The organism is Aeromonas sp. 600479 (assembly GCF_049175515.1).
GTDB lineage: Bacteria > Pseudomonadota > Gammaproteobacteria > Enterobacterales > Aeromonadaceae > Aeromonas > Aeromonas veronii_A.
The window spans coordinates 261,863-284,618 of the sequence record NZ_JAAKVF010000004.1; the positions used below are offsets into that span (position 1 = coordinate 261,863).

Here is a 22,756-nt window from a genome sequence, read left to right on the forward strand (position 1 = left end):
GATAGCTTGTGGTGAAGATGAAAAGATACAGCTCTCTAACCCAGTGCGACCTCCTGCATGATGCTCCGATTGATAAAGTAGCGATGGCAGAACAGCAAAAAGTCCTGCACCGGCAAGGGTCTCGAGTAGAAGTAGCCCTGAATTTCGTCCACCCCGATACTCAACACCGCATTCAGCTCATCGTTGTTCTCCACTCCTTCCGCCACCACCCGCACACCGAGCTGATGAGAAAGACTGGTAATCGCCTCGACGAACAGGGCCTGTCGGGTGTCATTGTCGATGGCTGTGATAAATGAGCGGTCGATCTTGAGCTTGTCGAAATAGAGTTCCCGCAAGTAGGAGAACGATGACCAGCCAGTGCCGAAATCATCGAGAGCCACGCGCACTCCGATCTGACGCAGGGTGTCGATGATCTGCTTGCTCAGCTCTATATCATCCAGAGCAATAGTTTCGGTCAGCTCGACGATCAGCTGTTGCAGGCTTAGTGGTCCATCTTTCATGTTCTCTTCCAGCTGGGCTGCCAACCCCATATTGAACATGGAGCTGGAAAGGTTAACCGAGATCTCCAGCGGCTCAATCAAGTCGCCAGGGAAAGTGGCAAGATCATGTTGCAAGCGCCGGAAGACCCATAATCCCAGCGCCTCACCCAAGCCGTTCTCCTCAGCGAGCGAGATGATGTCCAGGGGCGGTATAAAACCGTACTCAGGATGATTCCAGCGGATCAGCACCTCAGCCCCCAGTCGCACCCTACCTTGACCACGGACAATGGGCTGATAGTAGAGGCTCAACTGCAAATTACTGTGGTGCTGGATCAGCTCGCGCAACTCGGTCGACAAACGGCGGTTACGCAGATAGTGCTGATACATGCTGCTGGAGAAAACCACGTAACGATTCAGCCGCTTGCGCTTGGCACTGTCGAGAGCGATATCGGCAAACAGCAGCATCTCCTCCGGCGTGTGTACCGGTCGCACGTACTGGCTGATCCCCATAAAGACCCGTACCCTGTGGGCGGGGTCGGTCGCCAAGGCGAGCCCGGCAAGCTCATTACGCAGCTGTTCCAGAAATGGAAAGCGCAGATAGGTGGGCATGACACCGGAAATAATGATGGCAAACTCATCGCTACCTGTGCGGGCGGCAAAGATACCGTCAACCGATACCGCGCGGATCCGCCCGGCCAGTTGCGTCAGCAATGCATCCCCCGCCTCGTAACCCAAGCTGTCATTCACCTCCCTGAAATGACCAAGATCCACCAGACAGACAGTCACACTACTGGGACGCCCTTTATGTCCCGTCAGCTGTTTGAGGTGTTTGATCAGGGAGGCCCGATTTGGCAAACAGGTTAACGCATCATTCCACGCCAGAAAGTGCTGGTGGCGCACTTCGCGAAACAACATCAGCAGCATCACCACGGTCGCCAGCATCAGGAAGGCCAGAATGAAAAAGTTCTGGGTACGCGACGAATTGAGCACCTCCCGCTGGGCAATGGCGGATGGGCCGGTGAAATTTTTCACCATCACATCGCGGATCGCGGCCAGATCCCGCGCCAACTCCTCGGCGAAGCGAGCAAGTTCTTTTGAATCTCGCCCTCCACTGATCACGTCCTGCTCATACTTCTCGAACAGGGCCATGATATTGCCTGCTGCCTGTTCAGCCCCAAAACGCGTTCTCACTGGCCTGGCTTCATCCCCGTGCAGGAAGACATCGAGCCGGTTCCAGGCAATATCAAAGCGCTTGTTCATCTCCTCCTGACTGGTCGAACCGGTACGATAGAGAGAAAGAGCCTCATCAAAGCCACGGATTTCCAGCTCCAGCTGCGCCAACGCCCAGGCGGAGAGTTGGGTATAGCGGGTCACAGCATTAAAAGCACGGTCATAGTTCCAGACCGACCAGATGGCGACCCCCAAAAAGGTAGTCACCATCAGGATCAAGCTCAGAAACTTGCCGCGCAGCATCTTATTTGCTCTCAATCGCCGTCAGTTGCCACACCATCCGGCTGTGATAGAGCTCCTTGTTCAGCTCCGGGTGATCAGAGAGGGGATAGATGATCCAGAGCGGCCCCTTGTTGCGCAGGGTCAACGCCTTGCCATCCTGCTTCTCGGCCAGCAGTACCGCATATTTATCTCCATCTTCCAGCGGCACAGCCGCCCAGTAATCATTGATGGCGACGGCCTTGACCTCCGTACTCTTGATACCGTACATCTTGACCAGGTCTCGCAGCAGCACACCACGATAGGTGTGATCCCCCTCGGTCCAGGGGGTCTGGGTCTTGACCTCTGTCTGAGGTAAAGCCTCAAACTCGGCCCGGGTCAACACGACCTCCCCTTTACCATGGCAGCAGCCATCTCCTTTGATCTTGAAGAAAGGCTCATCAGCCAACACTATGCCAGAAACGAGACAGCCGGATAACAGCAGCATCCTGCCAAGCCATCCACCCATGATAGACCTCCGTATCGTACTGTTTGTTTTATTGGTTTCACTCAGCCCACCCACATGACAACGGCAGAGTCACAATGCAAAACAATGTTGCTGCAACCAGCTCACCACAACAGGCAACCAGCATCAGGCTGTACCCGAATGCCACCAAAAGCATGGCATCCTGGCTCCGAATGTCACAACTGCATCGGAAAATATTCATCTCCCTTTGGCTCTCGACCTGGCTTGTGGAACAGAAATATGACCCCCACACAGGCAAACTGACGGTACAGTCCCTATCGCAGATACAAAAAAAGGCCGCTCAATGAGCGGCCTTCTTCATAACGGGATCAGCAATCAGCTTTCGCGACGCTTGCCACCGAATTTGCGATCTTTGTTGAAGCCACCTTCACGGCGCTCCCCGCTCTTGTTGAACGGACGGTCACCCTGGGGACGGCGATCCTTGTTGAAAGGACGGTCGCCACGGAACGGACGATCACCACGGGGCGGACGGCTGCTGGTGTTGCCACCGGCCGGCACTTCGGTGTAGCGAGTGATCTGCAGCGGACGCTGGCAAACACGGGCTTTCTTGATCACTTCCAGTACATCGGCGGTCATGCCTTTCGGCAGATCGACGGTGGAGAAGTCATCAGCGATGTCGATGTTGCCGATGAAGCGGCTCTCGATGTTCGCTTCGTTGGCGATGGCGCCTACGATCTGGCCCGGCTTGACGCCGTGATGGGCACCCACGTCTACGCGATAGCGCTCCATCTCCACATCCGGGTTGTCTTTCAGCGGACGCGGTTCGAGGGATGGCATGCGACGGGCAGGACGATCGCCACGGTCACCGAAGTCACGACCACCACGGTCGTTGAAGTCACGGCGCTCGAAGCCACCACGATCGTTGCCAGCATTCAGCAGCGGATCCGGAATGGAGTCATCCAGCAGCAGCGGTTGGTCACCCTGTACCAGCTTGGCCAGCGCAGCAGCCAGCTCCAGCGGATCGGCAGAATCTTCTTCGATCAGCTCGTTTACCAGGTTGTGGTAGATCTCGAGCTCTTCACCCATCATGGTTTCGCGGATGCGCTCTTTGAACTTGGCCAGACGATGCTGGTTGATGTCCTCAGTGCTTGGCATCTTCATCGGCTCGATGGCCTGACGGGTTGCGTGCTCGATAGCGCGCAGCATGCGACGCTCACGGGGAGCGACGAACAGGATGGCTTCGCCTTTACGGCCAGCACGACCGGTACGACCGATACGGTGAACGTAAGATTCGGTGTCGTAGGGAATGTCGTAGTTCACTACGTGAGTGATGCGCTCAACGTCCAGACCACGGGCGACAACGTCGGTGGCGATCAGGATATCCAGCTGGCCTTGACGCAGTTTGTCGACAGTACGCTCACGCAATTTCTGCGGGATGTCGCCATGCAGCGCTTCACAGGCGTGACCACGGGCGGCCAGCTTGCCAGCCAGCTCTTCGGCAGCGTTCTTGGTTCGTACGAATACCAGCAGGGCTTCGTAGGATTCCACTTCCAGCAGACGGGTCATGGCGTCCAGCTTGTGCAGACCGGTTACCTGCCAGTAACGCTGGCGAATAGTGGTAGCGGTAGCAGTCTTGGAGGCGATCTTGATCTCTTTGGGCTGCTTCAGGTGCTTCTGGGCCACACGACGGATCTGCTCCGGCATGGTGGCAGAGAACAGAGCAACCTGACGAGTGCTCGGGCACTGCTCCATGATCCAGTCAACGTCGTCGATGAAGCCCATACGCAGCATTTCATCAGCTTCGTCCAGTACCAGGGCTTTCAGGCCGGAGAGGTCCAGGTTCTTGCGACGGATCAGGTCCATCACGCGGCCCGGAGTACCGACGACAACCTGAGCACCGCGACGCAGGGCGCGGGTCTGGGTTTCGTAGGAGGCACCGCCGTAGATGGGCAGTACGTGGAAATCAGGCATGTGGTGGGCGTAGCGTTGGCACGCTTCAGCCACTTGCAGCGCCAGTTCGCGGGTAGGTGCCAGCACCAGGATCTGGGTGTTGCGGTTACCAGCTTCCAGACGAGACAACAGAGGCAAGGCAAAAGCAGCGGTCTTCCCTGTACCGGTTTGCGCCTGCCCCAGCAGATCGTGTCCCGCCATCAGGTGGGGAATTGCTGCGGCCTGGATCGGTGACGGGCGCTCATAGCCCACGTCTTGCAGCGCTTTCAATACAGGCGCGGCCAGTCCAAGCTCACTAAAAAGGGGCAGTTGTTCGGTATCAGACATAGATTCTTCCAGATTAAGGCAGGCGGCTAACACCGCGGAATAGCAAAAAGGCGGCGATTATAGCGCCACTTTGTTCTGCTGTCTTGAAAAATGTGATAAGCCTCTCAAGACGTTGGCAATTATAGAGGGATCTGACGAGTATGGCTTGCTTATTTTGCACTCATAGTGCGTTATTGCAGATCACTCCTCGCTGGAGTCCTTGCCCCGCTTGTGTTTGAGCACCGCCATGGTCAGTCGGCTGGTGCACAATAAACGCTCACGTTCGTCCCGAATTTCAATCTGCCACACCTGGGTTGTTGCCCCCAGATGGAGCGGCGAGCAACGCCCGGTCACCATCCCTTCCCGCTTGGCCCGCAGATGGTTAGCATTAACCTCCAGCCCCACACAATAACTATCTGGCCCCACTGCCATGTTGGCGGCAATCGATCCCAAGGTTTCTGCCAGCACCACAGACGCGCCGCCATGGAGCATGCCAAGAGGCTGGTGAGTGCGATGATCCACCGGCATAGTCGCTTCCAGCCAGTCTGGGCCAAAGGCGGTGTAGAGGATATCAAGATGGGCCATCAGGGTGTTGCGAGAGGTGGCGTTGAGCCCCTCAAGGCTCATAGGCTTACGCCAGATGGGCGCAATATCGTGACTCATTGCGAGCAGACTCCTTATGTAAGCGATGAATGCGTAGCGATATGAGTGAAACGCCCTCCATCGGCAAAATGTTTCAGTTATTTGAGTGGTTGGTTACCGGGTGACGTGGTAACAACGCAGCCCCGACCCGGAGCTGCATGTTACACAATCATGCCCTTAAGCGGGATGTCACCAAGGGTAGGTAACGCCGGGCCACTCAGCCCAGGGCACATCTCGTCCCGGTAGGCGGGGTTCTGGCCACTGCCACACACTGGCGAGCCACTCGCGCAACTGCGTCTCCAGCTCCTCATCAGCGATGGGCGCCTCGGCCACCTTCCAGAAGAAGAGTTCGACCTCCACCTCCGGCAGCACCGATGGATAGAGGTAGACGCCTCCCCAAAACTCAGGCTCCCGATCCGGACTCCAGAGGCCATAGGCAAAGGAGCGCTTGGCCAGAAATTCCGACTGCTGCCACTCCAGATCCCCTTCGTGCTGGCTCAAGCTGAAATTGGCAGAGGGCCAGACATCATTCAGACGAAACAGTTGATGCAGTTGCTCACGCTCGCGCAGGATGGCGACGAACTCCGCTACCGCCTGAGCGGGGGTCGCGGGCAACAACAAAAAGCACGGATGCCGATAGGCCTTTGGCACCCGAAACCGCTTGGGGAAACGCAGCATCAGAGCAGCTCCAACAGGGCTTGCAATGGATGTTTTAGCTTCTCCCCCTCCATCCGCTTGACCTGACTGCGGCAGGAATAGCCGGTCGCCAGACAGCGTGCTTTGGGCAGGCGGGCGAGCGGGTCAGCCCAGCTCAACCCATAAATGCCCTTGGAGTTCTCCACCTGTTTGACATCGTGACCATAGGTGCCCGCCATACCGCAACACCCCACAGAGACCGGCTGCAAACTGGCCCCGAAGCGGCCAAACAGGGTGCTCCAGTCACCGTGAGTGGAGGGCTTGGCGGTCTTCTCGGTGCAGTGGGCAAACAGATACCAGGGCTCACTCCCCTCCTCGATCTTGGTCTTGTTGGCGCTAGCAGGCAGTTGATCTGCCGGCAGCGAGAGCAGCCACTCCTGCGGCAACAACACCTGAAAATCACCGCGGGCCGACCCCAGCGCCTTGGCATACTCGTCGCGATAGCAAAGCACCATGGCCGGATCCACCCCCACCATGGGAATGCCAAGCGCCGCCACCTTGTTGAGGAACTGGGCGCTGTTGGCGGCGGTACGGGCAAAGGCGCGCAGGAACCCCTTGATATGCTGGGGCTTGCCGTTGGGCTTGAAGGGCAGCAGGTAGGGCTGGAACCCGAGCTTGCTGGCGAGTTTCACCAGGTCGCGCACCACAGGGGCGTCGTAATAACTGGTGAAGGGGTCCTGCACGATGAGCACAACCTGCTTGCGCTGCTCGACGCTCATCCGCTCCAGTCCCGGCAGATCAAAATAGCGGGCGCGGTTATCGTGCAGGCTCTCGGCAAGGGTAGGCACCGAGAGCAGCGGCACATCGACCATGCCGATACTCTTCTCGGTCGCCTTCTGGGCCCACTCTTTTTCGAGGAAGAAGTTGACCAGCTTCGGCGCCTTGGCAAGCAGCGGCGCATAGCTCTCCACCGTGCCGACGAAGTAATCCTTGGGGGCGCGCAGGTAGCGGCCGTGGTAGAGCTGCATAAAGCGGGCGCGAAAATCGGGCACATCCACCTTGATCGGGCACTGGCTGGTGCACGCCTTGCAGGCCAGACAGCCGGCCATCGCCTCCATCACCTCGTGGGAGAAGTCATACTCGCCGCGCTGTTTGGCCCAGCTGTTGCGCACCTTGTCCACCAGCTGTTTGAAGCGCACACCACCGGATTGCAGCGCCACCTCTTCCGCCAGCGGGTCGAAGCCCTGCTCCGCCAACTGACGCAACCATTCACGCATCAGGCCCGCCCGCCCCTTGGGGGAGTGGCGGCGATCGCGGCTGATCTTGACCGAGGGGCACATGGGGGAATCGGTCTCGAAGGTGAAACAGAGGCCGTTGCCGTTGCAATCCATGGCGCGGGTGTAGCTGGTGCGCACCGCGAGCGGGATCTGGCGGTCATACTTGCCACGCTTGGGGCCATCCACCGACACCAGCTCGGCGCCGCTACCGTAGGGGATACAGATCTTGCCTGGGTTGATGCGGTTGGCCGGGTCGAACGCCCCCTTGACCCGCTGCAGCTCTTCCCACAGCTCGCCAAAGAAGGCGGGGCTGTATTCGGAACGAAAACCCTTGCCGTGCTCACCCCACATCAGGCCGCCATATTTGGCGGTGAGCGCCACCACCTGATCGGAGATGCGGCGCAGCAGCACCTCCTGCTCGGGATCGCACAAATCGAGCGCCGGGCGCACGTGCAGCACACCGGCATCGACGTGGCCAAACATGCCGTAGTCAAGGCCGTGAGCGTCCAGCAGGGCGCGAAACTCCATGATGAAATCAGCCAGCGACTCTGGCGGCACCGCGGTATCTTCGGTGAAGGCCACAGGCTTCTTGCGCCCTTCGGCGTTGCCCAGCAGCCCCACCGACTTCTTGCGCATGGCGTAGATGGTCTCGATGCTCGGCAGGTGATCACACACCTGATAGCCGATGATCCCGGCTTCACCCTTGGCCAGCAGCGCGTCGATACGGCGGCATAGCTCAGCTACCTTGGCCTTGTGCGCAGCTTCGTCGGTGTCGGCAAACTCGACAATGTTGAGCCCCTGCAGATCCTTGCCGGGCACATCCTGAATAAGTTCTTTCACCGAATGCCAGATGATGTCGGCGCGGGCCAACCCGAGCACCCGGGAATCCACCGTCTCCACCGACAGCGCTTGGGCCTCAACCATAAAGGGGGCGTTGCGCAGGGCGGAGGGGAAACTGTCGTACTTGACGTTGACCAGGGTGCGGTAGCGCGGGATTGGCGTGATATTGAGTTTGGCTTCGGTGATAAAGCCGAGAGACCCTTCAGATCCGCACAGCACCCGGCTCACATCCAGCGTGTCGGTATCGGGTTGATAGAGGTGCTTGAGATCGTAGCCGGTCAGAAAGCGGTTGAGCTTGGGGAAGGTCGCCTCGATGTCGGCTCGGCGCTCCTTGCCGATACGATAGAGGGTGCGATAGATCTCCCCTTCCCGATTCTCCAGCGCCAGCTTGTCGGCCAGTCGCTCGCCGGTCAGCGGTTCGGTCGCCATCAGGTCGCCATTCTCCAGCACGGCTTTGAGGCCGAGCACGTGATCCGAGGTTTTGCCGTATACCAGCGAGCCCTGCCCCGAGGCATCGGTGTTGATCATGCCACCCAGAGTGGCGCGGTTGGAGGTGGAGAGATCCGGCGAGAAGAAGTAGCCGTGAGGCTTCAAATAGGCATTGAGCTGGTCTTTCACCACCCCGGCCTGGGCGCGTACCCACCCCTCTTCCAGATTAATTTCCATGATCTGGTTCATATGACGGGAGAGATCGACGATAATGCCGCCGCCCAATGACTGACCGTTGGTGCCGGTACCGCCACCGCGAGGGAAAAAACTCAGAGTGTGGTACGCCGGCTCAGCCGCCAGCTTGAGCATCACTGCTATGTCATCCGCACTGCGCGGATAGAGAACCGCTTGAGGTACTACCTGATAGACACTGTTGTCCGTCGCCATCGCCAACCGGCTTGCATAAGACTTTTCGATATCACCACGAAAGGCGCTGCGCCCTAGCAACTCTAGGAACGACAGGGTTGTGGGTGACAAACTGTCCTGGTAATCGAGTCTCGGGATCATGAATCCTTGTTCCCTTATTTTGCTTGATGCCGGCACCCCGGCGACTACGACTGGCCCCTCGCCTATCAATGGCAATCAGGCCAGTCCGCTCACATGTGAGCGGGCAGTATATCAGCTAGAAAACCCCTTGCGCGTAGCAATATTAACCATTTGAAAGGAGGACTTTTATGGCTCACCACAGCCATGTTATCAGTACGCTGGTCACCACAGAGAAGCAGGCACTCACCCTGTCGCTGTTTGGCTGCATCACTTTCGCCATCTTCGGCATCAGCTACGGCCTGTTCGTCGGCTCCAATGCCATCATGCTCGATGGTATTTTCACCCTGTTCAGCATGGGCATGACGGGCCTTGGCCTCATCACAGCCTATCTTGTTACCCGCCCCTCCGATGACCGCTTCCAGTATGGCTACGCTCATTTCGAGCCCATCGCCAACGTCATCAACGGCTCCATTATTCTGCTGCTCTGTCTGGCGGCACTCTACAACGGCGTCACCACCCTGCTTGCTGGCGGACGGGAGATCGATCTCGGCCACGCCCTTATCTATGCCGTTGTCTCCACCTTCTTCTGCGCCATCCTCTACCGGATTGAAGCCCAGGTCGCCGAGCAGGTTGACTCCGAACTGGTGAGGGTCGACTCGAAGGAGTGGCTGGTGGATACCCTGCTCAGCGCCACTCTGCTGATTGGCTTTGTGGTTGCCATCGGCCTCGATGCCATCGGCTACGGCCAATACAACCGCTACATAGACCCGGTGCTGGTCTCGCTGCTGGCCCTCTGTGCCACCCTCATTCCCATCAAGGTGCTCGGTCGCAACCTGCGGGAAGTGCTGAAAATTGCCCCCAGAGGGGATGTCTCCCAACTGGTCGAGAGCGAAGTCGAGGCGCTGCGCCAGCGCCATGGCGTCGAGTGCTACAGCCATCTGGCCAAGAGCGGGCGCCGCTTCGATCTGGAATTGAACATTCTGGTGGCACCGGGCCAGGAGTGGCCGGTCGAACGGCAGGATGCCCTGCGCCAGGAGCTCTGGTCCCGCCTCGGCGATAGCCTTGGCGATGCCTGGCTGTCGGTCTGTTTCACCCGCGAAAAGCGCTGGTTGTAACGACCGCACGGGGGAGCGCGACACGGCCGCCTCCCCCTGTCGCATCACAACCCCCGATGACGCCCACTGACGCGGCTCTTGCCAAATCGGCGCCAGCCGCTATCATCAGGGCTCATTTTTCACCCGAGGTTTTATTGCCCATCATGGACAATCCCCGAAGTTGCCCTTCGTCTCTCTCTGTCAAAGCCTATCTTTTTCTGCTTCATCAGCGCCTCTGAATAACACCTTTGCCTTGCTGTTACTGCGGCCATCGTGCGCCGTGATCACTCTCTGCTCTGTCTGTTTTTATTGAGGTCATACAATGGAATTGCTGCTGGATCCCCACATCTGGATTGGTCTGTTTACCCTGATCATTCTGGAAATCGTGCTGGGGATCGACAACCTGGTCTTTATCGCCATCCTGGTGAAAAAACTGCCCCCCGCCCAACGGGACAAGGCGCGCATTATCGGCCTGTCGCTGGCCCTGCTGATGCGACTTGGGCTCTTGAGCATCATGTCATGGCTGGTTACCCTTACCACCCCGATTTTGCACCTGTGGGATCACCCCTTCTCCGGTCGGGATCTGATCCTGATGGGGGGCGGCCTGTTCCTGCTATTCAAGGCTACCTCCGAGCTGCATGAGCGACTGGAAGCCAAACCCCAGGATGACGGCCCGGTCGGCGCCTACGCCAGTTTTGGCGTGGTGATCGCCCAAATTCTGGTGCTCGATGCGGTCTTCTCGCTCGACTCCATCATCACTGCCGTCGGCATGGTGGAACACCTTGGCGTGATGATGGCCGCCGTGACCATCGCCATGGTGGTGATGGTGCTCGCCTCCAAGCCGCTGACCCGCTTCGTCAACGCCCACCCCACCGTGGTGGTGCTCTGTCTGAGCTTCCTGCTGATGATCGGCTTCAGCCTGGTGGCGGAAGGATTTGGCTTCCATATTCCGAAGGGCTACCTCTACGCAGCCATCGGCTTCTCGGTGCTGATCGAGTTTTTCAACCAGCTGGCCCAGCGCAGCGCCATGCGTCACGAATCCAAGCTGCCCCTGCGTGAGCGCACCACCGCCGCCATCTTCAAATTGATGGGGAGCAAGGCGTATCAGGACAGACCGGATGACGATCTGGATGCCGCACCTGCCGAACCGCTCAGCTTTGGCGAGGAGGAGCGCTATATGGTGACCGGCGTGCTGTCGCTGGCCGAGCGCTCCATTCGCACCATCATGACCCCGCGCTCCGAGATGGCCTGGATCGATATCAACGACTCCAGCGACGAAATCCGTGCCCTGCTGCAGCGCGAGCCCCACAGCCTGTTCCCTATCTGTGACGGGGATCTGGACGAGGTGATCGGGGTGGTCAAGGCGCGCGACCTGCTGTTTGCCTTGAACGAAGGGCAATCCTTGAGCGAACTGGCCAAGCAGAACGACCCCATTATCGTGCCGCAGACCATCAACGTGATTAAGCTGCTGGCGGAGCTGCGCAAAGCCAAGGGGAGCCTTATTCTGGTCTCCGACGAGTTTGGCGTGATCCAGGGGCTGGTCACCACCCACGATCTGCTGGAGGCCATCGTCGGCGAGTTGCCGGACGAGGACGAAACCCCGGATATCGTGCGCGATGGCGAAGGGTGGCTGATCAACGGCAGCACCAACATCCACCATGTGGAACAGGTGCTGGAGCACGAGGGGCTGGTGAGCGAAAGCGACGAGTACGTGACCCTGGCCGGCATGCTGCTCTCCCACTTCGGCACCCTGCCCACCCCGGGTCAGCAGTTGCAACTGCAGCAGCTCAACTTCGAGGTGATCGAGGTGAGCGAGCGGCGCATCGAGCGGGTGAAAGTGATGCCCGCCGCGGCTTGAGCCAGCCACCGGCAGAAAACAGAAGAGGGCCAGACGGTCCTCTTTTTTATGCTTCAACTTTATGCCTCAACGCCTCCTTTCCTGGCGGGTCGCACTGATTGCTGCATCAAGCACAATTCTCTTGTGCAATTACCCCTCTTTTTCACAACAAGATGGCGGCATAAAGTGGCCTCACTTCCACCATGAGGAACTCAAGATGAGCCACGATCACCTGTTCTGCCCGCTGCGCCTCGGCCAGCTGCACCTTGCCAACCGCATCGTCATGCCCCCCATGACCCGCTCCCGTGCCAGTCAGCCCGGTGATGTGGCCAACGCCATGATGGCGAGCTACTACGCCCAGCGCGCCGAGGCGGGCCTGATCATCAGCGAAGGCACCCAAATCGACCCCATGGGCAAGGGCTATGCCTGGACGCCGGGCATCTACAGCGCAGAGCAGATCGCTGGCTGGAAGCTTGTAACCGATGCCGTGCACGCCAAGGGAGGCACTATCTTCGCCCAGCTCTGGCACGTGGGCCGGGTCACCCATCCGGACAACATCGGCGGTGCCCAGCCCATCTCCGCTTCAGCCCTGCCCGCAGTGGGCGTCAAGGTGTTCGTCGATAACGGCAGCGATGTGCCGGGCTTTGTCGAGACCGTCACCCCGCGCGCCATGACCCAAGCCGATATCGATGCGGTAGTGGGCCAGTTCCGTCAGGCGGCTCGCAACGCCATCAGCGCCGGTTTTGACGGCATCGAGCTGCACGCTGCCAACGGTTATCTGATCAACCAGTTCCTCGACTCCGAATCCAACGCCCGCACCGACAGCTACGGCGGATCGCTGGAAAACCGGCTGCGCTTCCTCAAAGAGGTGACCGAGGCAGTCAGCAGCGAAATCGGCGCCGATCGGGTCGGGGTGCGTCTTGCGCCACTCACCACCCTCAACGGCACCGTGGATGCCAACCCGCAGGAGACCTATCTGGCCGCCGCCCGCCTGCTGGGCCAGCTCAACGTGGTCTACCTGCACATCGCCGAAGCGGACTGGGACGATGCCCCCCTGATGCCGGAGAACTTCAAGCAGGGTCTGCGGGATGCCTTCCCCAACACCCTGATCTATGCCGGCAAATATGATGGCAAGCGGGCTCGCGCCGCCCTCGAAGCGGGCTGGGCCGACATGATTGGCTTTGGCCGCCCCTTCGTTGCCAACCCGGATCTGCCGAACCGTCTGCGCCACGGCTATCCGCTGGCCCCCCACGATCCGGCCACCCTGTTTGGCGGCGGCGAGAAAGGGCTGACCGACTACCCCGTCTATCAGGCCGAGGACGCAACCACCAGCAGCTGATTGCCGATGGCCAACCAGCCATGTAACGCAGGCCCCACAGGTTGGGGCCTGCCGTATTGTTGCCCATTCGCAGCAGTGGCAGTTTCTCTATATTGCTGTTGCAATGATCTCGTTGTTATCTCCCCTCGCTTTCACAAGGAGTCACCATGAATCACACCCAAGCCTGGTGCTGGCATGCCCCCGGTGAACCGACCCAGCTGACCCTCGCCGATCTGCCCCTGGCACCGCTCGCCCCTGACGAGGTGCTGGTGGCAAACCGGGTTATCGCCTTCAATCCGGTGGACTGGAAGCTGATCGAATATGGCCACTCCCACTGGCAGGACGGTCAGGTGCCCGGCGTTGATGGCATGGGCACTATCATGGCCCTCGGCGCCAACGTCAGCCATCTGCGCCTCGGTGCCCGGGTCGCCTATCACACCGACCTGCGCCACCACGGCAGCTTTGCCCGCCACACCAGGGTACCGGCCCGTGCCCTGCTGCCGGTGCCCGATGCCCTGAGTGACGAGGCCGCCGCCGCCCTGCCCTGTCCCGGTCTCACCGCTTGGCAGGCACTGGCCAAGCTGCCGCGCCTGCACGGGGAAGCACTGCTCATCACAGGTGCCGGCAGCAGTGTCGGCCGATTTGCGGTGCAACTTGCCCTCCAGCAAGGAGCGCGGGTCTTTGCCAGCGCCAGCCCACGCCACCATCAGTGGCTCAAACAGATCGGCGTGCAGGGGGTGGCCGATTATCGGGAACCAGACTGGCTGGCCACCTTGCAGGCCGCCAACGGCAACGAGCCGTTCGAGGGGATCATCGATCTGGTCTCGAGCCAACAGGCGGAGAGCCTGCTGCCCGCCCTTGGCTACTACGGCCATATGGTGACTGTGCTGGGGCGCATCCCGCACAATCCGCTGCCCGCCTTTGCCCATTGCCACTCGTTACACGAGATTGCACTGGGTGCCCAGCACGCCTTTGGCTCGGACAAACAGTGGAGCCGACTGGTCGCCGCCGGGGTCGCCATGATGGCGCAGATGGCGAGCGGCGAGCTGACCCTGCCGCCGCTGGTGGTCGGCGACTTTGAGGCACTGCCTACCCAGCTCGAGCGCTTCAAGCGCGAAGGACAGGGCGAGAAGTTTCTGGTGCGAGTGGCGTAATACAGCCCTCCTCCAGAAATCACACCAGCCTTTAAAATAAGAGAGGCCCGCCAGTGATGGCGGGCCTCTCTTTATATCTACTGCATGTCATCTCGACTTCATTGGCGCCTGACTCAATGCAGGATCACCCCGTGAGTCGCGGCATAAATGCGGATCTCCCTGGTCAGCCGCGCCTTGTCGGCCAGAGAGAGCCAGCTCGCCTCCACCGCATTGAGCGACAAGCGACATAGCTGACTCATGGTCGCGCCAAGGCCATCGGCCAGCGCCGCAAAGTTGGCATTCATATAGCCGCCAAAGTAGGCGGGGTCGTCCGAGTTGATGGTGACGCAGAGCCCCTGCTCCAGCAGCCGCAGCACATTGTGCTGGGCCATATTGCCGAACACCTTGAGCCGGGTGTTGGAGAGGGGGCAGACGGTAAGCGGCAAGCGGGTATCGGCCAGATAGCGCAGCAGCTCGGGATCATCGGCCGAGCGCACTCCGTGATCGATACGGCATACCTGCAGCTCGTTGATCGCCTGCCAGATGTAGTCGGCAGGCCCCTCTTCGCCGGCGTGGGCCACCACCGGCAGCCGCAGCTCGCGGCATTTGGCGAAGACCCTGGCAAACTTGGTCGGCGGATTGCCCCTCTCCCCCGAGTCGAGGCCGATGCCGTGAATGCGCGACAGGAAGGGCATAGCCTCTGCCAACGTAGCGAACGCTTCATCCTCGCTGAGGTGGCGCAAAAAGCTCATGATAAGCCGCCAGCTGATGCCAAACTCCCGCTCCCCAGTCTGCAGCGCCCGCTCGATACCGCCCAGCACAGTAGCAAAGGGGACGCCGCGGGCGGTGTGGGTCTGCGGGTCAAAGAAGATCTCCACATGCACCACCTTGTCAGCAGCGCAACGTTCAAGATAGGCCCAGGTGAGGTCGAAAAAATCCTGCTCGGTCACCAGCACGCTGGCGCCGCGATAGTAGAGGTCGAGAAAGGATTGCAGGCAGTCAAAATCATAGGCGGCGCGCACGCTGGCCACATCAGGCCAGGGCAGCGGGATGTTATTGCGGCGGCCCAGCTCAAACATCAGCTCGGGTTCGAGGCTGCCCTCGATATGCAGGTGCAGCTCCAGTTTCGGCAGTCCGGCGATAAATTGCGCGGCGGTGAGGTGTTCGGATGTGACGGGCTTGGGAATCGGGGTGTCCATAGCGACGGCTCCAGCAGCAAAGTGATCCCGGCGTCAGCCCCTCCACCAGACTGACACCATGACAACTTTATTGTGCACCCAAGTGGCGAGACAGGGGAGACTTGTCATCAAACAGACTTATAATGGCGTCACAAAAATCATAAATGATTGAACATCTTACCGATTGGCGGCTCGCCTGCGCCCTGACAAGGAGTTTTCATGAAGAAGAACGTCATCTGCGATATCGACGGTGTCATCCTGCACAACAACGATCTCATCCCAGGTGCTGACCGTTTCGTCCATCGCCTGCTGGAGCAGGGCAGCAAGCTCTTGTTCCTCACCAACTACCCGGCCCAGACCCAGAAAGATCTGCAAAACCGCTTCCGCTCCGCAGGTATCGAAGTGCCGGAGGAATGCTTCTACACCTCCGCCATGGGTACTGCCGATTTCCTCAAGCGTCAGGATGGCAAGAAGGCCTATGTGATCGGTGAAGGGGCGCTGACCCACGAGCTCTACAAAGCCGGTTTCACCATCACCGATATCGACCCCGACTTCGTGGTGGTAGGCGAGACCCGCAACTACAACTGGACCATGATGCAACAGGGGGCCAAGTTCGTCGATCAGGGGGCCCGCTTTATCGCGACCAACCCCGATACCCACGGCCCCATGATGCACCCGGCCTGCGGCGCCCTGTGCGCCCCCATCGAGCGGATGACCGGCAAGAAGCCGTTCTATGTCGGCAAGCCGAGCGCCTGGATCATCCGTGCGGCGCTCAACCGGATGGAGGCCCACTCCGACGACACCATCATCATCGGCGACAACCTGCGCACCGACATTCTGGCGGGCTTTCAGGCCGGTCTCGAGACGGTGCTGGTGCTCTCCGGGGTGAGCAAGGTCGCCGATATCGACCGCATGCCGTTTCGCCCGAACCATATTTTCGACTCCGTGGTCGATATCGATATCGTCTAATCACCACCCAAGCGTTAAACAGGGCAGGTCTCTCCTGCCCTTGCAGGATCTGTTATGGAACCCATTCTGATCGCCGTGGCTTTTGGTTGCGGCATGGTAGTCAATCTGATTGGCCTGCCCCCCCTGCTCGGCTTTCTGGCCGCCGGTTTTATCCTCAACGGCATGGGATATGAAAATACCCCCGCCCTGAGCGAAGTCGCCGATCTCGGCGTCACCCTGCTGCTGTTCACCATCGGTCTCAAGCTCAATATCAAGACCCTGATGCGGCGCGATGTGTGGGGCACCACCAGCCTGCACCTGCTGCTCTCCACCCTGCTCTTTACTGTGGTGCTGCTGGTCTGCAAGGGGCTGGGGCTTGAACTTGCCCTCTCGCTTGACTGGAAACTGGCGCTTCTGCTGGGCTTTGCCCTCTCCTTCTCCAGCACCGTCTTTGCGGTCAAGGTATTGGAAGATCGCAGCGACATGAATGCCCTCTACGCCCGCATCGCCATCGGCGTGCTGGTCATGCAGGATGTGTTCGCCGTGGCCTTTTTGGCGTTTTCCAGCGGCAAGTGGCCCAGCATCTGGGCGCTCTGGGTACTGGGGCTGCCGCTGCTGCGCCCGCTGCTGTTCAAGCTCTTGGAGCGGGCCGGTCACGGCGAGTTGCAGGTGCTGTTCGGGGTCTTTCTGGCGCTGGTGGTGGGGGCGGCCGGGTTTGAAGTGGTCGGCCTCAAGCCGGATCTCGGGGCGCTGATCATCGGCATGATGCTCGCCTCTCATCCGGCAGCAGCGGGCCTTGCCAAGGCGCTCTTCAACCTCAAAGACCTGTTTCTTATCTGCTTCTTCCTCACCATCGGTCTCAACGGTCTGCCGACCCACGACACCATGTTGCTGGCACTGGCGCTGGTACTGGCCCTGCCGCTCAAAAGCGCGCTCTACTATCTGGTCTACAGCGGCGCTCACCTGCGGGTGCGCACCGCGCTGCTCTCGACCCTGGCGCTCACCAACTTCTCGGAGTTTGGCCTGATCGTCGCCGCCATCGCCGCCAAGGCGGGCTGGCTCTCCCACGAGTGGCTGGTGGCGGTCTCGCTGGCACTGGCGGCCAGCTTTATGATCTCTGCCCCCCTCAATGCCCAGAGCGAGCGCATTTACCACCGCATCGGCCACTGGCTGCGAGGATTGCAAGCGAGCAACCTCCATCCGGAAGACAGACCCATAGAGCTTGGCGATGCCGAGGTGATCATCCTCGGTATGGGGCGGATCGGTCAGGGGGCCTACTTCGAGCTGGAGAACAAGTACGGCAACGTCATCCTCGGGGTGGAGAACGACAGCGAGAAGCTGCCCACCCTGCGTGCCCAGGGGATGAACGTCATCGAGGGGGATGCCACCGATACCGACTTCTGGGACAAGGTGCTGCTCTCCAATCAGGTCAATCTGGTGCTGCTGGCCATGCCCCACCACTCGGGGAATCTCTACGCCATCGAGAAGCTGCGCAGCCACGGGTTCAACGGCAAGATCGCTGCCATCGTCCGCTTCGAGGATGATATAGCCTCCTTGCAGGAGCAGGGGGTGGATGCGGTGTTCAACGTCTACAACGAAGCGGGCAGCGGCTTTGCCCGTCATGTGATCCGCCGCTTGCAGCCGCTTTGAGTCGTCGGCCAGCAGCCCTTGGCAAGGGAATGCGCATCGTTTAAGTTATGCACAACCTCGTTTAATAAAACAAACAAACGCGGGCCGGGATGGCCCCGCGTTCCTATCTGCCGAAGCCAAGGAGGCACCATGAAGACCCTCAACGACTGGATCCTGCTCGACCGCCACGAGGCGGCCCCTACCCCGCTGATGCCCGCCCCCGAGCGCATTAAAGCGGGCAACCCGAGCCAGACGGTGTGGAACCACTACTCCGACCCCCGCCAGCAGTTTCACGTCGGCTTCTGGGCTTGCGAGCCCGGCCGCTGGGCCATCCACTACACCGAACACGAGTATTGCCAGCTGCTGGAGGGGCATGTGGTGATCCACGACAATCTGGGCGGCCAGCTGGCCCTCAAACCCGGCGATCAATTCGTCATTCCCGCCGGTTTTGTCGGAGAGTGGGAGACCCTCACCCCCTGTCGCAAGGTCTACGTCATCTTCGAACCCGCCTCGACTTGACGTTCACGTCACCCTGCCCCGTTGCAGCAGCCCTTATCCTGTTGATCCGCTTGACGCTTACGGCATGATTTTCTGCGGTTTTCCCGCTTGCAAAAGGTTTTTCCGCTAGGCATTGTGTCTGACGAGGAATGTAAATGGAATTTCGAGCCCAAACGTGGGGGGCTCATATAAAAATCAAGAGGATTACCGCCAATGTGTTCAATTTTCGGCATTCTGGATATCAAGTCCGATGCAGTAGCCCTGCGCAAATCGGCGCTGGAGATGTCCAAGCGACTTCGTCACCGCGGGCCTGACTGGTCCGGCGTCTACAGCTCCGACAAAGCCATTCTGGTACATGAGCGTCTGGCCATCGTCGACCCGGGCAATGGCGCCCAGCCGCTCTACAACCCCGAGCGCACCCATGTGCTGGCGGTCAATGGCGAGATCTACAACCACAAAGAGCTGGAGAAGACCCTCAAGGTCGACTTCCAGTTCCAGACCAAATCTGACTGCGAAGTGCTGCTGGCCCTTTACAAGGAGAAGGGCCCGGCGTTTCTCGACGATCTCAACGGCATCTTTGCCTTCATTCTTTATGACGCCGAACAGGATGCCTACCTGATTGGTCGCGACCACATGGGGATCATCCCCCTCTATACCGGCCGCGACGAGCACGGCAACTTCTATGTCGCCTCCGAAATGAAGGCGCTGGTGCCGGTCTGCAAGAGCGTCGAAACCTTCCCGCCGGGACACTACCTGTGGAGCAAGGATGGCGAGCTCAAACAGTGGTACAAGCGCGACTGGATGGAATACAGCGCGGTCGAGCACAACGTCAGCGACAAAGCGGAGCTGAAAGCCGCGCTGGAAGCGGCGGTCAAGCGCCAGCTGATGTGTGACGTGCCTTATGGCGTGCTGCTCTCCGGCGGACTGGACTCCTCCGTTATCTCCGCCATCACCAAGCTCTATGCGGCGCGCCGCATCGAGGACGATGGCAAGAGTGAAGCCTGGTGGCCGCAACTGCACTCCTTCGCTGTCGGCCTGGAAGGCTCACCTGATCTCGCCGCCGCCCGCAAGGTGGCTGATCACCTCGGCACCATCCACCACCAGATCCACTTCACCGTGCAGGAGGGTCTGGATGCCCTGCGCGACGTCATCTATCACCTGGAGACCTATGACGTCACCACCATCCGCGCCTCCACGCCCATGTACCTGATGGCCCGCTACATCAAGGCGATGGGGATCAAGATGGTGCTCTCCGGTGAAGGCTCCGACGAGCTGTTCGGTGGCTACCTCTACTTCCACAAGGCGCCCAATGCCCGCGAGTTCCACGAAGAGAACGTGCGCAAGCTTGCCTCTTTGCACCTCTATGACTGCCTGCGAGCCAACAAGTCGATGGCCGCCTGGGGTGTGGAAGGTCGCGTGCCCTTCCTCGACAAGGAGTTCATGGACGTGGCGATGCGCCTGCAGCCCGCCGACAAGATGTGCGGCAAGGGCAAGATCGAGAAGCACATCCTGCGCGAAGCGTTCGAGGATCTGCTGCCCCACGAAGTGGCTTGGCGCCAGAAGGAGCAGTTCTCCGACGGCGTGGGTTATTCGTGGATCGACAGCCTGAAAGCCATGGTGGAGCAGGAAGTGACGGATCAGATGTTCGAGGCGGCCGCATTCCGCTTCCCCATCAACACTCCGCTCACCAAAGAGGCCTACTTCTACCGCGCCATCTTCGACGAGCACTTCCCGCTGGAAGCCGCCGCCCGCACCGTGCCCTACGGCAAGTCGGTCGCCTGCTCCACCCCCACCGCGCTGGAGTGGGATGCCAAGTTCAAGGAGATGGCCGACCCGTCCGGTCGCGCCGTAATGGATGTGCACCAGCAGGGCTACTAAACCAGAGCGGGGCGACCCCATCGGCTAACGCCAGATAGCAAAAAGCCCTTCACCATGGTGAAGGGCTTTTTTATTTTCCGAATTATTCAGACGCAATCAACATTGATAAATAAATATGCTGTTGACTCCATCTTGAATAAATCCAACATCATTGTCGCCCACATAAAAAAGTGATCTTCAACTTTCTATTTTTTTCAGAAAAACTTGCCCTTTAATATATAGATAGTAACAAGAAGCGTGTATTTCTCAGCAACCATGAATGAAAAGTACGTGGTAAAGTTACAAATTAAAACCTTGCAGCAATATATCCGGGCTATTATAGCGTCCATCGCAATGTAAATGTGGTGACCGCAACATGGTCTCCTCCTGGTACCCAATCAACCTTGGGTGCATAGCCTATTTCCAATGCAACCGATTTATAACCCAATGTCACCATCGGTAATGCAGCAAAACCATCAATACCCGAACCGTTGAGATAACCGGCCTCCATGCCAACTCCGGCAAATACATGTTCGGTGAGATACCACTCTTTTCGATAAGAGACACCGGCATAACCTGCTGTATTCTCAAGAGAATCTCGATAAAAACCACCGCGAAGCGCCAGTTTCCCCGTGTCGCTGTCACCCAAGAACACCCACGCCAATCCCAGCCCGGGGTTAAAACCATTAAAATCACAGGTCTTGCTCTTGCTTCCTGTACCTTTTGAGCAATGACTGTGAATAGATGCGCCGTGAATAATCAGTGAAAGATCATGATCAGCTGCCATGGAAAAAGTCGGCAACCCCAATAACCCAATGGATAACAAGCAACCGTGAATGTTCATGTTAACCTTCCTGGTTTTATTTACCTCTCACTAACAAACTAACGCAAAGTTCAGCAGACTTCAAACGAGTAACATCAGAACGGTTGAACCCACAGATGTAAACGGGTCGGTAATACTGTCGAGAGTCGCCAGCCAGGGTAATGTAAGGCACATTGTTTTATTCACTCTCATACGGCGTTCCGGTGATACAACACCATCTCCCAGACAGGACTTCGAAAGCTTCATTTTTTCCATGACCGCCTGCGCACTCATATTCAAATGACGGTAAAAACTGGCATTGAGCTGGGTCAGATGGAGCAAGGAGTGGCGCACCCGCTTGAATGTCTCGGCACATACCGGGCTCTGCTTGTGCCAGAAGGAGTCCAGCGAGCCTTTGGTGGTCAACCCGGCGATATCATAGAGTGCCCGTCCCATACAAAAGGTGGGCACGTCATGGAGCAGGGCGGAGAGGCCGACCGTGCTGTTGATGGTAATGACCCCTTTGAGCAAGGGATAAAGGGTCGGCAGTGGCAGTTCATAACCGTAAAAGACCCTCCCCTCCAGGCCAAGTACGGCAATAAGTCGATTGATCTGGGCGCGATAGCTGACATAGCCCCGATCCATGGGGTGATGCTTGAACAACAATATATCTTCAGGCTTGGCATGCTGCGCAAACGAGTTGATCACCTGCGCAACCATCTCCTCGACCCCGCTCAAGTCAGAGTGCTCCCTGATTTGAAAGTCTTCGGTTACTTGCAATGGCACGAAAAAGATCCGTCCAGCGTGCCGGGGCAACGCCTTGAGCAGGGCGCGATCCTGACGCACGTTTCCATATTTCACCATGGCCCCGCGAACCCACCCCATCGCCTCTTGCACCAGACTCCAGGGGCGATGATTGACGAAGTGGGGATAACGCCAGCGATACAACGACTTGTTGATGTGGTAGCGACTGGCATACCAGGCGCGCACGGCGAAGGTCTTGCCTACCTTGAGTGAACTGTCATAAGGCTCAGGCCAATCCAGTTGGGCAAGTTGATCGCGCCGCTCATACCAGGGGCTGAAGGCATTGACCCCCCCTTGCTCAAGGGTCACATAGTCAGGCCTGAGGTACCCCTCTTCCATTGCCCAGAATGGCACTCGCTTCAGCTTGCAGATGCGACCTGCCTCCAGATGGTAGTAACGGCAATCCCCGTAACAGATCACCGCATCAATACCATGCTGCTTGAGCACCCGGCGAAAGAAGGCGTTCCAGCTCTCCGGTTTGCCGCGAAAGCGCAGATTTTCTCCAGCACAGGGCCAGCACTCATCCCCGCCATTGAACTGGATCTTCACCACCTGATGTCCCGCCTCGGTCAACTGACGACTCAGGGTCTGAAAGAAAGGACCAAGCGGTCCTTGCAGTAACAAAATCTTCATTAACG

At 58.9% G+C, this 22,756-nt stretch carries 17 protein-coding genes; 8 read left to right on the forward strand and 9 right to left on the reverse strand.

Going from position 1 to position 22,756, the window contains the following annotated elements:
• Positions 1-35: 35 nt before the first annotated feature.
• The 6 genes from G5149_RS07330 to G5149_RS07355 all read right to left on the reverse strand — a co-directional run bounded on the left by G5149_RS07330 (position 36) and on the right by G5149_RS07355 (position 9,041).
• Positions 36-1,952, reverse strand: a complete 1,917-nt coding sequence (locus G5149_RS07330; RefSeq protein WP_421212156.1) for a putative bifunctional diguanylate cyclase/phosphodiesterase — start codon at positions 1,950-1,952, stop codon at positions 36-38.
• Position 1,953: 1 nt separating this feature from the next.
• Positions 1,954-2,436 carry a molybdopterin-dependent oxidoreductase gene (locus G5149_RS07335; protein ID WP_216978997.1) on the reverse strand — a complete coding sequence of 161 codons (483 nt, stop codon included), beginning with the start codon at positions 2,434-2,436 and terminating at the stop codon, positions 1,954-1,956.
• A gap of 333 nt (positions 2,437-2,769) precedes the next feature.
• The gene (locus tag G5149_RS07340) at positions 2,770-4,671 is read right to left on the reverse strand and encodes a DEAD/DEAH box helicase (protein ID WP_005337260.1); all 1,902 of its coding nucleotides are present in this window, start codon (positions 4,669-4,671) and stop codon (positions 2,770-2,772) included.
• A 180-nt stretch (positions 4,672-4,851) separates the two neighbouring features.
• Positions 4,852-5,313 carry a hotdog fold thioesterase gene (locus G5149_RS07345; RefSeq protein WP_421212157.1) on the reverse strand — a complete coding sequence of 154 codons (462 nt, stop codon included), beginning with the start codon at positions 5,311-5,313 and terminating at the stop codon, positions 4,852-4,854.
• Between the two features lie 168 nt (positions 5,314-5,481).
• A complete protein-coding gene (locus G5149_RS07350) occupies positions 5,482-5,970 on the reverse strand; it encodes a hypothetical protein (RefSeq protein ID WP_236350386.1) in 489 nt (162 codons plus the stop codon).
• Positions 5,970-9,041, reverse strand: a complete 3,072-nt coding sequence (locus tag G5149_RS07355; protein WP_421212158.1) for an FAD-binding and (Fe-S)-binding domain-containing protein — start codon at positions 9,039-9,041, stop codon at positions 5,970-5,972. The genes G5149_RS07350 and G5149_RS07355 overlap by 1 nt, the downstream gene beginning before the upstream one ends.
• A gap of 167 nt (positions 9,042-9,208) precedes the next feature.
• Between G5149_RS07355 and G5149_RS07360 the strand changes: the two genes are divergently transcribed.
• The 4 genes from G5149_RS07360 (at position 9,209) to G5149_RS07375 (ending at position 14,423) form a co-directional block, all read left to right on the forward strand.
• Positions 9,209-10,135 carry a cation diffusion facilitator family transporter gene (locus G5149_RS07360; RefSeq protein ID WP_216979000.1) on the forward strand — a complete coding sequence of 309 codons (927 nt, stop codon included), beginning with the start codon at positions 9,209-9,211 and terminating at the stop codon, positions 10,133-10,135.
• Positions 10,136-10,436: 301 nt separating this feature from the next.
• A complete protein-coding gene (locus tag G5149_RS07365; protein WP_421212159.1) occupies positions 10,437-11,972 on the forward strand; it encodes a TerC family protein in 1,536 nt (511 codons plus the stop codon).
• 196 nt (positions 11,973-12,168) lie between these two features.
• Complete coding sequence (locus G5149_RS07370) at positions 12,169-13,290, forward strand: alkene reductase (RefSeq protein WP_216979002.1); 1,122 nt, start codon at positions 12,169-12,171, stop codon at positions 13,288-13,290.
• Between the two features lie 146 nt (positions 13,291-13,436).
• The gene (locus G5149_RS07375) at positions 13,437-14,423 is read left to right on the forward strand and encodes a zinc-binding dehydrogenase (RefSeq protein WP_337072959.1); all 987 of its coding nucleotides are present in this window, start codon (positions 13,437-13,439) and stop codon (positions 14,421-14,423) included.
• 113 nt (positions 14,424-14,536) lie between these two features.
• Here G5149_RS07375 and G5149_RS07380 read toward each other — a convergent pair whose 3' ends face one another.
• Positions 14,537-15,601, reverse strand: a complete 1,065-nt coding sequence (locus G5149_RS07380) for an adenosine deaminase (protein WP_421212160.1) — start codon at positions 15,599-15,601, stop codon at positions 14,537-14,539.
• Between the two features lie 198 nt (positions 15,602-15,799).
• Between G5149_RS07380 and G5149_RS07385 the strand changes: the two genes are divergently transcribed.
• The 4 genes from G5149_RS07385 (at position 15,800) to asnB (ending at position 20,533) form a co-directional block, all read left to right on the forward strand.
• The gene (locus G5149_RS07385) at positions 15,800-16,549 is read left to right on the forward strand and encodes an HAD-IIA family hydrolase (RefSeq protein ID WP_005337281.1); all 750 of its coding nucleotides are present in this window, start codon (positions 15,800-15,802) and stop codon (positions 16,547-16,549) included.
• Positions 16,550-16,603: 54 nt separating this feature from the next.
• Entirely contained in the window at positions 16,604-18,178 is a 1,575-nt protein-coding gene (locus G5149_RS07390) for a cation:proton antiporter family protein (RefSeq protein ID WP_159158691.1), read from the forward strand.
• 129 nt (positions 18,179-18,307) lie between these two features.
• Complete coding sequence (locus G5149_RS07395) at positions 18,308-18,676, forward strand: cupin domain-containing protein (RefSeq protein ID WP_421212161.1); 369 nt, start codon at positions 18,308-18,310, stop codon at positions 18,674-18,676.
• Between the two features lie 192 nt (positions 18,677-18,868).
• Positions 18,869-20,533, forward strand: coding sequence for an asparagine synthase B (gene asnB, locus G5149_RS07400; RefSeq protein ID WP_005361356.1), 1,665 nt, complete (start codon positions 18,869-18,871; stop codon positions 20,531-20,533).
• A gap of 316 nt (positions 20,534-20,849) precedes the next feature.
• Here the strand turns inward: asnB and G5149_RS07405 are convergent, their stop codons facing one another.
• Both G5149_RS07405 and G5149_RS07410 read right to left on the reverse strand, forming a co-directional pair.
• A complete protein-coding gene (locus tag G5149_RS07405) occupies positions 20,850-21,356 on the reverse strand; it encodes a hypothetical protein (RefSeq protein WP_216979007.1) in 507 nt (168 codons plus the stop codon).
• 60 nt (positions 21,357-21,416) lie between these two features.
• The gene (locus G5149_RS07410) at positions 21,417-22,751 is read right to left on the reverse strand and encodes a capsule biosynthesis protein (protein ID WP_421212162.1); all 1,335 of its coding nucleotides are present in this window, start codon (positions 22,749-22,751) and stop codon (positions 21,417-21,419) included.
• Positions 22,752-22,756 lie beyond the last annotated feature (5 nt).

What these genes read in the sequence shown, in the direction of transcription:
- G5149_RS07330 (WP_421212156.1), bottom strand. Translation starts at nt 1,952, where the DNA reads ATGCTGCGCGGCAAGTTTCTGAGCTTGATCCTGATGGTGACTACCTTT.
- G5149_RS07335 (WP_216978997.1), bottom strand. Translation starts at nt 2,436, where the DNA reads ATGGGTGGATGGCTTGGCAGGATGCTGCTGTTATCCGGCTGTCTCGTT.
- G5149_RS07340 (WP_005337260.1), bottom strand. Translation starts at nt 4,671, where the DNA reads ATGTCTGATACCGAACAACTGCCCCTTTTTAGTGAGCTTGGACTGGCC.
- G5149_RS07345 (WP_421212157.1), bottom strand. Translation starts at nt 5,313, where the DNA reads ATGAGTCACGATATTGCGCCCATCTGGCGTAAGCCTATGAGCCTTGAG.
- G5149_RS07350 (WP_236350386.1), bottom strand. Translation starts at nt 5,970, where the DNA reads ATGCTGCGTTTCCCCAAGCGGTTTCGGGTGCCAAAGGCCTATCGGCAT.
- G5149_RS07355 (WP_421212158.1), bottom strand. Translation starts at nt 9,041, where the DNA reads ATGATCCCGAGACTCGATTACCAGGACAGTTTGTCACCCACAACCCTG.
- G5149_RS07360 (WP_216979000.1), top strand. Translation starts at nt 9,209, where the DNA reads ATGGCTCACCACAGCCATGTTATCAGTACGCTGGTCACCACAGAGAAG.
- G5149_RS07365 (WP_421212159.1), top strand. Translation starts at nt 10,437, where the DNA reads ATGGAATTGCTGCTGGATCCCCACATCTGGATTGGTCTGTTTACCCTG.
- G5149_RS07370 (WP_216979002.1), top strand. Translation starts at nt 12,169, where the DNA reads ATGAGCCACGATCACCTGTTCTGCCCGCTGCGCCTCGGCCAGCTGCAC.
- G5149_RS07375 (WP_337072959.1), top strand. Translation starts at nt 13,437, where the DNA reads ATGAATCACACCCAAGCCTGGTGCTGGCATGCCCCCGGTGAACCGACC.
- G5149_RS07380 (WP_421212160.1), bottom strand. Translation starts at nt 15,601, where the DNA reads ATGGACACCCCGATTCCCAAGCCCGTCACATCCGAACACCTCACCGCC.
- G5149_RS07385 (WP_005337281.1), top strand. Translation starts at nt 15,800, where the DNA reads ATGAAGAAGAACGTCATCTGCGATATCGACGGTGTCATCCTGCACAAC.
- G5149_RS07390 (WP_159158691.1), top strand. Translation starts at nt 16,604, where the DNA reads ATGGAACCCATTCTGATCGCCGTGGCTTTTGGTTGCGGCATGGTAGTC.
- G5149_RS07395 (WP_421212161.1), top strand. Translation starts at nt 18,308, where the DNA reads ATGAAGACCCTCAACGACTGGATCCTGCTCGACCGCCACGAGGCGGCC.
- asnB (WP_005361356.1), top strand. Translation starts at nt 18,869, where the DNA reads ATGTGTTCAATTTTCGGCATTCTGGATATCAAGTCCGATGCAGTAGCC.
- G5149_RS07405 (WP_216979007.1), bottom strand. Translation starts at nt 21,356, where the DNA reads ATGAACATTCACGGTTGCTTGTTATCCATTGGGTTATTGGGGTTGCCG.
- G5149_RS07410 (WP_421212162.1), bottom strand. Translation starts at nt 22,751, where the DNA reads ATGAAGATTTTGTTACTGCAAGGACCGCTTGGTCCTTTCTTTCAGACC.